At 71.0% G+C, this 12,211-nt stretch carries 14 protein-coding genes; 13 read left to right on the top strand and 1 reads right to left on the bottom strand.

Translation table 11 applies throughout. From position 1 onward, the window contains the following. The first annotated feature begins 76 nt into the window (after positions 1–76). Both FY030_RS08435 and FY030_RS08430 read left to right on the top strand, forming a co-directional pair. Positions 77–1,042 (top strand): heme o synthase, encoded by a 966-nt coding sequence (locus FY030_RS08435; RefSeq protein ID WP_158061124.1) that lies wholly within the window; start codon positions 77–79, stop codon positions 1,040–1,042. Between the two features lie 35 nt (positions 1,043–1,077). After that, the gene (locus tag FY030_RS08430) at positions 1,078–2,112 is read left to right on the top strand and encodes a COX15/CtaA family protein (protein ID WP_158061123.1); all 1,035 of its coding nucleotides are present in this window, start codon (positions 1,078–1,080) and stop codon (positions 2,110–2,112) included. 6 nt (positions 2,113–2,118) lie between these two features. On the opposite strand, the gene FY030_RS08425 is transcribed toward FY030_RS08430, so the two are convergent. Beyond that, positions 2,119–2,964, bottom strand: a complete 846-nt coding sequence (locus tag FY030_RS08425; protein ID WP_192498538.1) for an alpha/beta hydrolase — start codon at positions 2,962–2,964, stop codon at positions 2,119–2,121. A gap of 81 nt (positions 2,965–3,045) precedes the next feature. On the opposite strand from FY030_RS08425, the gene FY030_RS08420 reads away from it, so the two are divergent. The 11 genes from FY030_RS08420 (at position 3,046) to FY030_RS08370 (ending at position 12,202) form a co-directional block, all read left to right on the top strand. Further along, positions 3,046–3,771 carry an ABC transporter ATP-binding protein gene (locus FY030_RS08420; RefSeq protein ID WP_158062723.1) on the top strand — a complete coding sequence of 242 codons (726 nt, stop codon included), beginning with the start codon at positions 3,046–3,048 and terminating at the stop codon, positions 3,769–3,771. Then, positions 3,768–4,535, top strand: a complete 768-nt coding sequence (locus FY030_RS08415; protein WP_158061122.1) for an ABC transporter permease — start codon at positions 3,768–3,770, stop codon at positions 4,533–4,535. The genes FY030_RS08420 and FY030_RS08415 overlap by 4 nt, the downstream gene beginning before the upstream one ends. 42 nt (positions 4,536–4,577) lie before the next feature. Beyond that, positions 4,578–5,378 (top strand): helix-turn-helix transcriptional regulator, encoded by an 801-nt coding sequence (locus FY030_RS08410; protein WP_238348191.1) that lies wholly within the window; start codon positions 4,578–4,580, stop codon positions 5,376–5,378. Between the two features lie 25 nt (positions 5,379–5,403). Then, positions 5,404–6,825, top strand: a complete 1,422-nt coding sequence (gene sufB, locus FY030_RS08405; protein WP_158061121.1) for a Fe-S cluster assembly protein SufB — start codon at positions 5,404–5,406, stop codon at positions 6,823–6,825. Between the two features lie 123 nt (positions 6,826–6,948). Beyond that, entirely contained in the window at positions 6,949–8,061 is a 1,113-nt protein-coding gene (sufD, locus tag FY030_RS08400; RefSeq protein ID WP_420371849.1) for a Fe-S cluster assembly protein SufD, read from the top strand. Beyond that, the gene (locus tag FY030_RS08395; RefSeq protein ID WP_158061119.1) at positions 8,058–8,381 is read left to right on the top strand and encodes a non-heme iron oxygenase ferredoxin subunit; all 324 of its coding nucleotides are present in this window, start codon (positions 8,058–8,060) and stop codon (positions 8,379–8,381) included. Before sufD ends, FY030_RS08395 begins: the two co-directional genes overlap by 4 nt. Before the next feature lie 43 nt (positions 8,382–8,424). After that, complete coding sequence (sufC, locus tag FY030_RS08390) at positions 8,425–9,183, top strand: Fe-S cluster assembly ATPase SufC (protein WP_158061118.1); 759 nt, start codon at positions 8,425–8,427, stop codon at positions 9,181–9,183. Positions 9,184–9,250: 67 nt separating this feature from the next. Then, positions 9,251–10,603 carry a SufS family cysteine desulfurase gene (locus FY030_RS08385; RefSeq protein WP_158061117.1) on the top strand — a complete coding sequence of 451 codons (1,353 nt, stop codon included), beginning with the start codon at positions 9,251–9,253 and terminating at the stop codon, positions 10,601–10,603. After that, entirely contained in the window at positions 10,603–11,079 is a 477-nt protein-coding gene (sufU, locus tag FY030_RS08380; RefSeq protein WP_158061116.1) for a Fe-S cluster assembly sulfur transfer protein SufU, read from the top strand. Before FY030_RS08385 ends, sufU begins: the two co-directional genes overlap by 1 nt. 31 nt (positions 11,080–11,110) lie before the next feature. Further along, positions 11,111–11,434, top strand: coding sequence for a metal-sulfur cluster assembly factor (locus FY030_RS08375; protein ID WP_158061115.1), 324 nt, complete (start codon positions 11,111–11,113; stop codon positions 11,432–11,434). Between the two features lie 51 nt (positions 11,435–11,485). Continuing rightward, positions 11,486–12,202, top strand: coding sequence for an acVLRF1 family peptidyl-tRNA hydrolase (locus FY030_RS08370; protein ID WP_158061114.1), 717 nt, complete (start codon positions 11,486–11,488; stop codon positions 12,200–12,202). The last annotated feature ends 9 nt before the right edge of the window (positions 12,203–12,211 follow it).

The raw sequence follows: 12,211 nt of genomic DNA, 5'->3' as shown, positions 1-12,211 counted from the left end.
GCGTCCTCAGCGAGTACCATCGACGAAGGTCGTGCCCAGGGCGCGGCCCCCTTGGCCGCCGACCCTGAAGGACACCGTGACCTCGCTCGACCCACGATCTGCGCCCCCGGTCCAGGGACACGAGGGTCAGCCGGGCCGCCGAGGGGCCGGCGCGGTCGTCCGCGACTACGTGTCACTGACCAAGCCGCGGATCATCGAGCTGTTGCTGGTCACCACCTTCCCGGTGATGTTCCTCGCCCAGCGCGGGGTGCCCCCGGTCTGGCTCATCGTCGCCACCCTGGTCGGCGGCACCCTGGCGGCCGCCTCGGCCAACACCCTCAACTGCGTCCTGGACCGCGACATCGACGCCCAGATGCATCGCACCGCCAACCGGCCGCTGGTCACCGGCACTATCCCGGTGCGCAACGCGGTCGTCTTCGGCGGGGTCCTGGGCGTGGCCTCGGTCCTCTGGCTCGGGCTCGTGGTCAACTGGTTCTCGGCCTGGCTAGCGCTGGGCGCAATCCTCCTCTACGTCGTCTTCTACACCATGGTGCTCAAGCGCCGGACCAGCCAGAACATCGTGTGGGGCGGGGTCGCCGGGTGCATGCCCGTGCTGATCGGCTGGTCGGCGGTCTCCAACTCGCTGTCGTGGTCGGCGGTCATCCTCTTCCTGGTCGTCTTCTTCTGGACACCGCCGCACTACTGGCCGCTGTCGATGCGCTTCCGCGAGGACTACGCCAACGCCGGCGTGCCGATGCTGCCGGTCGTCGCCGAGGACACCGCGGTCGGCCGGCAGGTCGTCATCTATGCGTGGGCGACCGTCCTGGCCTCGCTCGTGCTCGTCCCGGTGGCGCCGATGGGGTGGGTATATGCCGTGGTCGCGGTGGTCTCCGGGGCGCTCTTCGTCGTGGAGTCCCACCGCCTGCACATCCGGGCCAGGGCCGGCGTGACCGGCAAGTCGCTGGGCGCGATGCGCTTGTTCCACTACTCGATCAGCTACCTGACCCTGCTCTTCCTGGGGGTCGCGGTCGACCCGCTGCTGCACTACCCGCTGCCGCTGTGACCCCCGCTCCACCGCAGTCTGCGAGACCGAAGGCCATGAGCACCTCTAGCACCTCCCCAGCCCCCTCGCCCGCCCGATCTGCGCTCGCGTCCTTCCTCATCCCCACGCACGTGACCCGGTGGGTGCGCGTGCTGGCCTGGGCCTCATTGGTGGCCAACGCACTCCTCATCGTCACCGGGGGAGCGGTCCGGCTCACCGGCAGCGGGCTGGGCTGCCCGACCTGGCCCCGGTGCACCGACGAGTCGTGGACGAACACCCCCGAGATGGGCCTGCACGGCGTGATCGAGTTCGGCAACCGCATGCTGACCTTCGTGCTGGTCGTCGTCGCGCTGCTCACCTTCGCGTCCGTCTGGCGACTGCGGGTGCGGCACCCGCTGTTCTGGAAACTGGCGCTGGCCATCGGGCTGGGCATCATCCTGCAGGCCGTCATCGGCGGCATCACCGTGCGGACCGGGCTCAACCCCTGGGTGGTCGGGATCCACTTCGTGGTCTCCGCGGTCCTGGTCGCGGTCGCCAGCGTCCTGGTCAACCGGACCCGACGGGCCTCGCTGGAGCACGTGGCCGTCGCCGAGCGCAAGGGGCAGCTCGCCGGCCGGGACCGGGGAGCGGCCCGGGTCCTGGGCGCGGTCCTGGCGGCCAGCGGCTTCCTGGCCGTCTACCTCGGCACTCTCGTCACCGGCACCGGCCCGCACTCCGGCGACGCCGGGGAGGTGTCGCGGCTGCTGTTCGACCCCTATGTCATCACCCGCGTGCACGTGGTCCCCGTCTACGTTCTCACCGCCACCACGGCCATCTGCCTGGGGGTCGCCTTCTGGCTGCGCTGGCCGGCGCCGGTCCGTCGGATCCTCCTCGCGCTGACCCTGCTCGTCCTCGCCCAGGCCGCAATCGGCTACTACCAGTTCTTCAACGGTGTCCCTGAGCTGGCGGTCGGGATGCACATGGCGGGGGCCGCGGCGCTCGCCGCAGTCATCACCATGACTACCGAGAAGTTGTATGCCGTCTCCGCCAGTGCGCAGGAGACGCCCGTCGCGCCGGCCACCCCGACGGACCGGGCCTCGGCGAGCGCCTGAGGCTCCTCAGCGCCCGACCGCCGCGTCGACCAGACGGACCACGGCGTCGGCCAGTTCGGCCCCGACCATCACCGCGTCGTTGTGCCCGGCCCCGTCCAGCACCAGCTCTTCCACCAGGTGTGGGGTGGCCCGGGCCACCTGCTCGCTGAGCGAGGTGGGCACCACCTGGTCGGCCGTGCCCCGGACGACGGTCACCGGCACCTCCAGCTCGCGGATGTGGGCGAGGACCGGGTAACGGTCCCGCAGCAGCAGGCCGACCGGCAGCCACGGGTAGTGGGTGCGACCGACGTCGGCCAGCTCGGTGAAGGGGGAACGCAGCAGCATTCCGGCGGGCGGGCGGGCTGCTGCCAGAGCCGCCGCCACGCCGGTGCCGAGCGACTCACCGACATACACCTGCCGGTCCTGGTCGAAGCCCTCGGCCACCAGCCGCTCCTGCGCGGCCAGGGCGTCCGCGGCCAGCCCGCTCTCGGAGGGTCGGCCCGGGTTGCCGCCGTAACCGCGGTAGTCCACCAGCAGCACCGTCAGGCCCCGCTCGGAGAGGTGCTCGGCGATCTGGACCCGACCGGCCCGGTTGCCGCCGTTCCCGGGCAGGAAGAGCACGGCGACGCCGTCATCTAGGTCAGGCCGGGCCGGGACCAGCCAGGCGGTCAGCTCCAGCCCGTCGTGCGTGGACAAGGTGACGTCCCGGGCGCCGGGAACCACCTCGGTCGCGGGTGGGGGCGCGGACCGGTCGGGGAAGTAGATCAGGCCTCGTTGTCCCACGGACACCACTCCTCCCAGCAGGGTCAGCATGATGGCGGCAGCGACAACCCACCTCCAGGGCTGTAGGCCCCTGCGCTGACGCTGCTCCATACCCCATCCTGCACACGGCCCACCCAGCCCGCCGATCTAGACTGTCACATCGTGACCCCCGCCCCGACCGCCGCCCTGCTCATGGACTCCGTGCAGCGTCGGTTCGGCAGGGTCGAGGCGCTGCGCGGGCTGACCTGGGAGGCGGCCGCCGGGGAGGTCACCTGCGTGCTGGGCCCCAACGGGGCCGGCAAGACGACGGCCGTAGAGATCGCGACCGGGCTGCAGCGTCCCGACGGCGGGACCGTGCGTGTGCTGGGGACCGACCCGTGGGGGGCCAGCGCCGAGCACCGGGCCCGGGTGGGGGTCATGCTGCAGGACGGTGGCCTGCCCCAGTCGGTGCGGCCGCTGGCCCTGCTGGCGCACCTGGCCCGCTTCTGGACCGAGCCGGCCGACGTCGACGCCCTCGCCGCGCGCCTGGGCATCCACGACTTCCGGCAGACCACCGTCCGCCGGCTCTCCGGCGGGCAGCGCCAGCGGGTCGCGCTGGCGGCGGCACTGGTCGGGCGCCCCGAGGTGGCCTTCCTGGACGAGCCTGCCGCCGGCCTGGACCCGCACGCGCGGCGCGAGGTCCACGCCCTGATCCGCGAGCAGGCCGACGCGGGGACGGCCATGGTGGTCACCACTCACTCCTTCGACGAGGCCGAGCGGCTGGCCGACCGGATCGTGGTCATCGTCGGCGGCCGGGCCGTGGCCCGCGGCACGGTGGCCGAGGTGGCCGGCGAGCGGGGCCTGGAGGAGACCTACTTCGCGCTCACCGACGCCGCCCGCTCGACCATTCACACCAGCCCGCAGGAGTCCGACCGGTGAGCGCCCCTGCCCCCGCCCCCACCCCCACCCGTGTCCTGGCCCAGGCCCGGTTCGAGGCCGCCGGCCTCCTGCGACACGGGGAGCAGTTGCTCATCTCCGTCGTCCTGCCGCTGATGGCCTTGGTCGGGCTCACCTTCGTGCCCTACCCCGACCTGTCGGTCGGCGCGTTCGAGGGGGTGGACCGCATCGACGTGGTCGCCCCCGGGGTGATCGCGCTGGCCGTGATGTCCACCGCCTTCACCGGCCAGGCCATCCTCATGGGCTTCGAGCGTCGGTGGGGGGTGCTGCGGCTGCTGGGCACCACCCCGCTGGGTCGCGGCGGCCTGCTCATGGCCAAGGCGCTGTCGGTGCTGGTGGTGCTGGCGATCCAACTGGTCGTGCTCGGCGGCACGGCCTTGGCCCTGGGCTGGCGCCCGTCGCTGGTCGGTCTGCTGCCCGCCCTGCTCGCCGTGCTGCTGGGCACCGCGGCGTTCGCGGCTCTCGCCGCCTGCCTGGGCGGGTCGCTGCGCGCCGAGGCCGTGCTCGGTCTGGCCAACCTGGTCTGGGTCCTGCTGGCCGCCGGCGGTGGGGTTCTCGTCCCCGCGGGGGCGCTGCCCGGCGCCCTAACCACCGTGGTCTCCCTTCTCCCCTCGGCCGCCCTGGGCGACATGCTGCGCTCCGCGCTAGTTCACGGGGCCCTCGCCTGGGCCCCGCTGCTGACCTTGCTGGTCTGGGCCGTGGTCGCGGGGCTGTTGGCCCGTCGCCTCCTGCGCTGGTCGGACTAGCTCGGATTGGAGTCCGTGCGCGAAATAGGTCACAATGGCATAGTGAATTTGGCCGAGGTGCATGACGAGTCGCGGACCCGCGACCGGGTGCGCCGTGCCGTGGGTGAGCGGGGGCCGGTCAGCGCCTCTGCTCTTGCCGGAGAGTTGGGCCTGACGCCGGCCGCCGTGCGCCGCCACCTCGACGCTCTGCGGGAGGCCGGGCTCATCACCGAGCACGACGGCCCGGTCGCGGGCAAGCGTGGTCGGGGTCGCCCCGCCCGCTCCTACGTGCTCACCCCGCTCGGCCAGGACCAGTCCCGGACCAACTACAGCGGCGTCGCGACCGCCGCGTTGCACTACCTCGCCGACACCGCCGGCCCTGAGGCCGTCGATGCCTTCGCCGAGGAGCGGATGGCCGAGCTGGAGGTCAAGCTGAGCGCCGCCGTGGAGCGCGCGGTCGAGGAAGGGGGCCGCGACGACCTGGACACCCGCGCCGGCGCGCTGGCCCGGGCCATGTCCGAAGAAGGTTTCGCCGCCTCCACCCGCCCCGTGGGCGTCGGCACCGGGCTGGCCGGGATCCAGCTGTGCCAGGGCCACTGCCCGGTGCGCTCCATCGCCAGCGAGTTCCGCCAGTTCTGCGACGCCGAGACCGAGGTCATCTCCAGGGTGCTGGGAGTCCACGTCCAGCGGTTGGCTACGCTGGCCGGCGGCGAGCACGTCTGCACCACCTACGTGCCCACCGGCGCCTTCGGCACCGGGCCCCCCACCCCGGAGCAGGCGGCCAACGCGCCGCCCCGGCCCTACGCCATACCCGAGCGCACCACTCAGCACACCACCGAGCGCACCACTGAGCACACCCCGTAACCCCCCGCCGACGAGAGGACGTGAGATGAGCACCAACATCGAGGAGCTCAACCCCGGTTTGAAGGACCTGGGCAAGTACGAGTACGGCTGGGCCGACAGCGACGAGGCGGGCGCCTCCGCACGCCGAGGTCTGTCCGAGGATGTCGTCCGCGGCATCTCCGGGATGAAGAACGAGCCTGACTGGATGCTGCAGGCCCGGTTGAAGGGCCTGCGACTCTTCGGCAAGAAGCCGATGCCGCACTGGGGCGCGGACCTGTCGGGCATCGACTTCGACAACATCAAGTACTTCGTGCGGTCCACGGAGCGGCAGGCCACCAGCTGGGAGGACCTGCCCGAGGACATCAAGAACACCTACGACCGCCTGGGCATCCCGGAGGCCGAGAAGCAGCGCCTGGTCGCCGGTGTCGCCGCGCAGTACGAGTCTGAGGTCGTCTACCACCAGATCCGTGAGGACCTGGAAGAGCAGGGCGTCCTCTTCCTGGACACCGACACCGCGCTGCGCGAGCACGAGGACCTGTTCAAGGAGTACTTCGGCTCGGTCATCCCGACCGGCGACAACAAGTTCGCCGCGCTGAACGCCTCGGTCTGGTCGGGCGGCTCGTTCATCTATGTCCCCAAGGGCGTCCAGGTCGAGATCCCGCTGCAGGCCTACTTCCGGATCAACACCGAGAACATGGGCCAGTTCGAGCGGACCCTGATCATCGCCGACGAAGGCTCCTCGGTGCATTACGTCGAGGGCTGCACGGCGCCGATCTACAAGACCGACAGCCTGCACTCGGCGGTGGTGGAGATCATTGTCAAGAAGAACGCCCGGGTGCGCTACACGACCATCCAGAACTGGTCGAACAACGTCTACAACCTGGTCACCAAGCGCGCCACCTGCGAGGAGGGCGCCACCATGGAGTGGATCGATGGCAACATCGGTTCCAAGGTGACGATGAAGTACCCGGCCGTCTACCTGCTGGGTGCGCACTCCAAGGGCGAGACCCTGTCGGTCGCCTTCTCCGGCGAGGGTCAGCACCAGGACGCCGGGTCCAAGATGGTGCACGCCGCCCCGTACACGTCCTCGACCATCGTCTCCAAGTCGGTGGCCCGGGGCGGTGGGCGCAGCTCCTACCGCGGACTGGTGCAGATCCTGGAGGGTGCCCACCACAGCAAGTCCTCCGTGGTCTGCGACGCACTGTTGGTCGACCAGATCTCCCGGTCCGACACCTACCCCTACGTCGACGTCCGCGAGGACGACGTGCAGATGGGTCACGAGGCCACCGTCTCCAAGGTGTCCGCGGACCAGATGTTCTACCTCATGTCCCGAGGCCTGTCCGAGACCGAGGCCATGGCGATGATCGTGCGCGGGTTCGTCGAGCCCATCGCCCGTGAGCTGCCCATGGAGTATGCCCTCGAGCTGAACCGCCTCATCGAGCTGCAGATGGAAGGAGCCGTCGGCTGATATGTCGCTTCTGATGAACGAGCCCGCCGAGACGTCCGTGGATCACCAGGACCCCTCAAGCCAGATCGGGGGGACCACCGCATACCGGACGAGTCGCGCGCCTCGCGCACGCGCTCCTCCGACGTGGCCGACTTCCCCGTCCCGACGGGGCGCGAGGAGGAGTGGCGCTTCACCCCGGTCGACCGGCTGGGCAACGTCTTCGCCGACGCACCGAGTGACGACCACGGGGAGGACTACGCGGCGCACTACGCCCTGGACCTTCCGGAGGAGCAGCTGGCCCAGCCGTCCCTGGCCCCTGGCCAGGCTCCGCGCGGCACGGCGCTGGTGCCTGAGGACCGCGGCGCGGTCGTGGCCAGCAGGAACACCGAGGAGGCGCTGCACGTCAAGATCCGGGCGGAGGCCGTCTACGACGAGCCGCTGCGGGTGACCGTCACCGGTCGCGGCGCCGGGCGCCGCTCCAATGCCCACTACGTGCTGGAGGCGGGTGCGCACAGCAAGGCACTGTTCATCCTCGACCACGTCGGCTCCACGGACCACACCGGCAACCTGGAGGTCCTCGTCGGCGACGGCGCGGACCTGACCGTCGTCAGCCTGCAGCGTTGGGACGACGACGCGGTGCACCTGGCTCAGCACGACGCCCTCGTCGGTCGCGACGCCCGCTACCGCCACATCTCGGTCACCCTCGGCGGGGGGATCGTGCGGGTCAACTCCAACGTCCGCTACGCCGGGCCCGGCGGTGACGCGACCCTGCTCGGGGTCTACTTCGCCGACGCCGGCCAGCACTTGGAGCACCGCTCGTTCGTGGACCACAACGCCCCCCGGTGCCAGTCGCTGGTGACCTACAAGGGCGCCCTGCAGGGGCAGACCGCCCGCACCGTCTGGGTCGGCGACGTCCTCATCCGCAAGGAGGCCGAGGGCATCGAGACCTACGAGCTGAACCGCAACCTGGTGCTCACCGACGGCGCCCGCGCCGACTCGGTGCCGAACCTGGAGATCGAGACCGGCGACATCGCCGGCGCCGGTCACGCCAGCTCGACCGGTCGCTTCGATGACGAGCAGCTCTTCTACCTGATGTCGCGCGGCATCACCGAGGCGGACGCCCGTCGTCTCGTGGTGCGCGGCTTCTTCGCCGACATCGTCGCCAAGATCGGGGTCCCGGAGGTGGTCGAGGCCATCATGACCGCGATCGACGCCGAGCTGGAGCTGACCTCCTCCATGGAGCCCGCCCAGGCATGAGTGAACCGGTCCGCGTCTGCTCGGTCGACGAGCTGCCCGCAGGTGTCGGTGCGGCCGTCGCCGAGATCGAGGGGCGGCGGGTGACCATCGCCCGTGACTCTGCCGGCCGCATCCATGCCTTCGACGACACCTGCACCCACGCCAACGTCTCGCTCGCCGAGGGCGAGGTCGACGGCGGTCTCATCGAGTGCTGGTTGCACGGCTCCCAGTTCGACATGACCACAGGCGAACCAAAGCAGCTGCCGGCCACCCAGCCGATTGCGGTGCACACCGTCAGCGTCGCCGATGACGGGTCCGTCTACGTGACCCTCGCCGCCTGACGCCTCACCACCTACCCGACGAACTGCTTCCCGAAGGAGCACCATGACCACTCTTGAGATCAAGAACCTCCACGTGAGCGTGGAGACCGAGGACGAGCCCAAGGAGATCCTGCGCGGCGTCGACCTGACCATCAACTCCCATGAGACTCACGCGATCATGGGTCCGAACGGCTCAGGCAAGTCCACCCTGGCCTACGCCGTGGCCGGCCACCCGAAGTACACCGTCACCGAGGGCCAGATCCTGCTGGACGGCGAGGACGTGCTGGGGATGGGGGTCGACGAGCGGGCCTCCGCCGGTCTGTTCCTGGCCATGCAGTACCCCGTGGAGGTGCCCGGCGTGACCGTGTCCAACTTCCTGCGCACCGCCAAGACCGCGGTCGACGGCGAGGCCCCCAAGCTGCGCCACTGGGTCAAGGACGTCAAGGTCGCGATGGACGCGCTGCGCATGGACTCCTCGTTCGCCGAGCGCAACGTCAACGAGGGCTTCTCCGGCGGTGAGAAGAAGCGCCACGAGATCCTGCAGATGGAGCTTCTGCAGCCCAAGATCGCGATCCTGGACGAGACCGACTCCGGCCTCGACATCGACGCGCTCAAGGTCGTCTCCGAGGGCGTGAACCGGGTCAAGGAGAACACCGGGCTGGGCGTCATGCTCATCACCCACTACACCCGGATCCTGCGCTACATCCAGCCCGACCACGTGCACGTCTTCGTGGGCGGCCGCGTCGCCGAGTCCGGCGGCCGGGAGCTGGCCGACCGCCTCGAGGCCGAGGGCTACGACCGCTACTTGACCGCAGCGGTCTGAGCACCAGCGCAACACGAGAACTCAGCACAGACACGTCGCAGCACCCAGCACGAAAGCAGGACGAGGTATGACGACGGACCGGTCGACCGCCGATCTCACAGCGGGTCTGGCGTTCAGCGCGCAGGAGCTCGCCGCGGTGCGGGCAGACTTCCCGCTGCTCGCCCGGCGGGTGCGGGACGACCGGCCGCTCGTCTACCTCGACAGCGGCGCCACCAGCCAGAAGCCGCGGGTGGTCCTGGACGCAGAGCGCGAGTTCTACGAGCAGCACAACGCTGCGGTGCACCGGGGCGCGCACCAGCTGGCCGAGGAGGCCACCGAGGCGTTCGAAGGTGCCCGGGCCAGCGTCGCGTCCTTCCTCGGGTCCGCCGCCGATGAAGTGGTGTTCACCAAGAACGGCACCGAGGGGCTGAACCTGCTGGCCTACGCCTTCTCCAACGCCGCCGCACCCGGTGCTCTGGACGGTACGGACCCTCAGTGGGCCGAGCGGCTGCGCCTGGGCCCTGGTGACGAGATCGTGGTCACCGAGATGGAGCACCACGCCAACCTGGTCCCGTGGCAGGAGCTCTGCCGCCGCACCGGCGCCACACTGCGCTGGATCGGCGTCACGGACGACGGCCACCTGCAGGATCCCGAGGGCGTGGTCGGGGAAGCGACCCGTGTGGTCGCACTGACCCACGTCTCCAACGTCCTGGGCACCCTCAACGACCTGGGGCCGGACTCGCCGGTGATCCGAGCCGCCCAGGCCGTCGGGGCCCTGGTCTTTGTCGATGCCTGCCAGTCGGCCCCGCACCTGGACATCCGAGCGATCACCTCCGCCGGCTCCGGCGTGGACGCGCTGGTCTTCACCGGGCACAAGACGCTCGGTCCCTCCGGGGTCGGCGTGCTCTGGGCCCGCCGCGGGCTGCTCGAGGCCATGCCGCCCTTCCTGACCGGCGGTTCGATGATCGAGATCGTGCGGATGGAGGGGTCCACCTGGGCACCCCCTCCGGCCAAGTTCGAAGCGGGGGTGCCGATGGCCGCCCAGGCCGTCGGCCTGGCCGCGGCCCTGGACTATCTGACCGCCCTAGGGCTGGATCGGGTGCACGCTCATGACCAGGCCCTGATGCGCCATACCCTCCAGACGCTCGCGCAGCGTCCCTGGGTGCGGGTGCTTGGGCCCAGTGCCACGGCCGACCGGGTGGGCGCGGTGAGCTTCGTCGTGGACGGGGTGCACCCGCATGACGTCGGGCAGATCCTGGACGACTCCGGGATCGCCGTGCGGACCGGGCATCACTGCGCTTGGCCGTTGCACCGGCGGCTACGGGTGCCGGCCTCGACCCGCGCCAGCTTCGGGGTCTACACGACGACCGAGGAGATCGACCAGTTCGCGCAGGCCCTGGACCGGGTGCCGCAAATCTTCGGGATGGAGGCCAGCGCCTGATGGATCTGTATGGCGAGCTCATCCTCGACCACGCCAAGCGACCCCAGCACGCCGGGCTGCGTGAGCCCTACGACGTCGAGGTCAACCACGTCAACCCCACCTGCGGCGACGAGATCAGCCTGCGGGTGCACGTGGCAGGTGACCCCGACGGCACGGTGCTGCAGGACGTCTCCTACGACGCGCTGGGCTGCTCCATCTCCATCGCCTCCGCGTCGGTGCTGGCCGAGGAGACTATCGGACGCCGGGTGCCGGAGGCTCTGGAGGTCTACGGCCACCTGCGCGCGATGCTCACCAGCAAGGGGCAGGACGCCGGTGACCCCGAGCAGATCGGCGACGCTGTGGCCTTCGCCGGGGTAGCGCGCTACCCGGCCCGGGTGAAGTGCGCACTGCTGCCCTGGACCGCCCTGCTCGACGCCCTGGCCCGGGCCGGCGTCGACATCTCCGCGTCCAGCAGGGCCACCGATCCTGCCCCCTGACCTTGACCGACCGACTATCGTTGGAGGAACCATGACCATCAGCACCCCGCCCAATGTCGCGGACATCGAAGAGGCCCTGCGCGACGTCGTCGACCCTGAGCTCGGCATCAACGTCGTGGACCTGGGGCTCGTCTACGGCGTGACCGTGGACGCCGCCAACCACGCCGTCATCGACATGACGCTCACCTCCGCGGCCTGCCCGCTGACCGACGTCATCGAGGACCAGATCGCCCAGTCCCTGGAGGGTCTGGTGGCCAGCCACCGGATCAACTGGGTCTGGATGCCGCCGTGGGGCCCGGACAAGATCACCGAGGACGGCCGTGAGCAGCTGCGCGCCCTCGGCTTCAACGTCTGAGACCTGCCCGGTGAGCCCGGCCCGGACCGGGCCGGCCCGACGAGCCGTCCGGTGAGCCTGACCCGCACGGTCGAGGTGGCTCCGGAGCGGCTCGCGGGCTGGATCGAGCGGTTCACCGCCTCCCACGGGGCCGTCTCTTGGGCGATCGCCGACGGCGCCGCCCCGGCCGGCACCCAGGTCGGCATCCCGAGCGACGCTCCGGCCGCCTGGTTCGGCCAGGCCATGGACGGTTCCTGGGCGCGGCTGGAGGGGTGGGCCGCCCCCGAGTCCGGCGCGCCGGGACCGCTCGCCTCTGATGATGGTCCCTCCGCCCGCTGGCCGTCCCCCTCCGGCCCCCTGCTCCTGCTCCTGATCCGCCGGGGCGGGTATGCCGTGGCCGTCGCCTCCGCGACCGGTGAGCTGCTCGCGCACAAGGTCGGCACCCGTCGGGTGCAGGGACGCACCGCCGCCGGAGGGTGGAGCCAGCAACGCTTCGCCCGACGTCGAGCCCACCAGGCCGATGAGCTGGTCGAGGCCGCCGTCGGGCATGCCCGAAGGATCCTGGGGGAGGGGGAGAGCAGGACCGGCGCACCGGTGGCGGCACTGGTGCTCGGCGGCGATCCTGCGCTGGGTGACCAGGCGATGCAGCTGCTGGCGACCGGCCCCCGCAGCCGGCTGCACGGCATACCCCGGCGCACCCTGCCTGACCTGGCCGACCCGCGCCGGGCCGTCCTGGACGACGCGGTGCGCAGGGCGCTGGCGGTGCGAGTCACGGTGCACAACGCCTGACGCGCCCAG

This window comes from Ornithinimicrobium pratense (assembly GCF_008843165.1).
GTDB classification, from domain to species: Bacteria; Actinomycetota; Actinomycetes; order Actinomycetales; family Dermatophilaceae; genus Ornithinicoccus; species Ornithinicoccus pratensis.
The sequence above is the reverse complement of the archived record's forward strand: the minus strand, read 5'-3'. Positions and strand labels throughout refer to the sequence as shown.